The sequence below is a fragment of the Limnohabitans sp. genome (assembly GCF_038134685.1).
Lineage (GTDB): Bacteria > Pseudomonadota > Gammaproteobacteria > Burkholderiales > Burkholderiaceae_C > Limnohabitans_A.
Map to the genome: position 1 here is coordinate 1 of NZ_JAYPVP010000022.1, position 2161 is coordinate 2161.

The 2161-nt window shown below is 64.4% G+C and carries 1 pseudogene; it reads right to left on the minus strand.

What is annotated here, in order from left to right:
* Nucleotides 1-2161 (minus strand): annotated as a pseudogene (locus AAFM15_RS09585) (excinuclease ABC subunit A); the annotation flags it as partial.

Here is a 2161-nt window from a genome sequence, read left to right on the forward strand (position 1 = left end):
CTTTCACATCGGGCAAAAAGCTCATCTCGATGGTGCGCATGCCCTGGCCTTCGCAGCTGGGGCACCGGCCTTCGCCGGTGTTGAAACTGAAGCGGCCGGGGCCGTAGCCACGGGCTTTGGCTTCAAGGGTTTCGGCAAACAGTTTGCGGATGGTGTCCCAGAAGCCGATGTAGGTGGCCGGGCAGGAGCGCGGGGTTTTGCCGATCGGCGTCTGGTCCACTTCGAGCACGCGGTCGATGACCTCGAAGCCTTGCACGTCGGTGCAGCCGACGAGCGGCACGCGCTGTCCCTTGTCCTGGGCGGTGCGGCCCGTCTGCGTGCTGCGCTGTTGGACCAGCGCCTGCACGTTGGTCAGCAGCACATCGCGGGCGAGGGTGGATTTGCCGGAGCCGCTGACGCCGGTGACAGCCACCAGGCGCTTCAGAGGGACTTCAACGTCGACGTCTTGCAGGTTGTGGAGTTGGGCGCCGTTGAGGGTGAGCCAATGCAGGGCAGCGCTTTGCGCGCCAGAGAAATTGGGGTCAGCGCCCGAGTTTCTCTGCGCGAAATCGGGATCTGACCCCCATTTCTCCACCACGGCGCGACGTGGCTGCAACGGATGCTTCATGGCGTGCAGCAAATAACGTCCGGTTTGCGAATCGGTAGCGGCAGAGATGTCTGCGGCCGAACCTTCGGCCACCAGACGACCACCACGTTTGCCGGCACTGGGGCCGATGTCGATGATGTGGTCAGCTCGGCGGATGGTGTCCTCGTCGTGCTCCACCACCACCAGCGTGTTGCCCTTGTCGCCGAGCTTGTGCAGGGCGTTGAGCAGGATCTGGTTGTCGCGCGCGTGCAGGCCAATGGTGGGTTCGTCGAGCACATAACACACGCCCTGCAGGTTGCTGCCCAGCTGCGCGGCCAGGCGGATGCGCTGGGCCTCGCCACCAGACAGGGTGGGCGCGCCACGGTCGAGTGTGAGGTAACCCAGACCCACTTCTTCGAGGAATTCCAGACGGCTTCTGATCTCGGGGATCAGGTCACGGGCAATGTCGGCTTCGCGACCCGAGAGCTTGAGCGTTTCCACCCAGCGGCGCACATCGCTGACCGACAGGCGCGCGATGTCGGTGATGCGCCAGGCCTGTGTGCCTGCACCGTGCAGCTTGACGGCACGCGCGGTGGCGTTCAGGCGGGTGCCTTCGCAGGTCGGGCAGGCCACGTCCACCAGGTCTTCGACCTCGGGCTCGGCAAAGGTCTGCTCGCGGCCTTTGTCCTTGTCGCCCTGCACCGAGTCGTCAAACACTTTGCGCTGTTCCTTGCTCAGTTTGGTGCCGGTGCCCACGCAGTCGGGGCACCAGCCGTGCTTGCTGTTGTACGAGAACAGGCGCGGGTCCAGCTCGGCATACGAGGTGGCACAAGCCGGGCAGGCACGCAGGGTCGAAAACACGCGGTGCTGGCCAATGCGCGCCGTCGAAGTGCCGTTTTCCATGGCCTGCCTGAGACCGTCCAGATGGCTGAGCACATGCACCACGCCTTTGCCGTGTTCAAGGGCGGTGTTCAGCGCCTTGCGCAGTGCCGTTTCCTGGGAGGGCAGCACATCCAGGCTGGCCACAGGCAGTTCGATGTTGTGTTCCTTGAAACGGTCGATGCGCGGAAAACCCTGGGTGGGCAGGAACTCGCCGTCCACACGCAGGTGCGTGTAACCACGCGGGCGTGCCCATTCGGCCAGCTCGGTGTAGACGCCCTTGCGGTTGACCACCAGCGGTGCCAGCAGGCCAATGTGCTGGCCTTTGAACTGGGTCATCAGTTGTGCCGCAATGCTGTCGGGCGTTTGCGGTTGCACCGGCGTGTCGTCGTGCACGCAGTGCTGGATGCCGAGCTTGACGTACAGCAGACGCAAGAAGTGCCAGACCTCGGTGGTGGTGCCGACGGTGGATTTGCGACCTCCGCGTGAGAGGCGTTGCTCGATGGCCACCGTGGGCGGGATGCCGTAGACGGCATCGACCTCGGGACGGCCTGCGGGCTGCACGATGCTTCGGGCGTAGGCGTTGAGGCTTTCCAGGTAGCGTCGCTGGCCTTCGTTGAAGAGGATGTCGAATGCGAGCGTGGATTTGCCGGAACCGCTGACCCCGGTGATGACGTTGAACTGGCCGCGCGGGATGTTGACGCTCAGGTTCTTGAG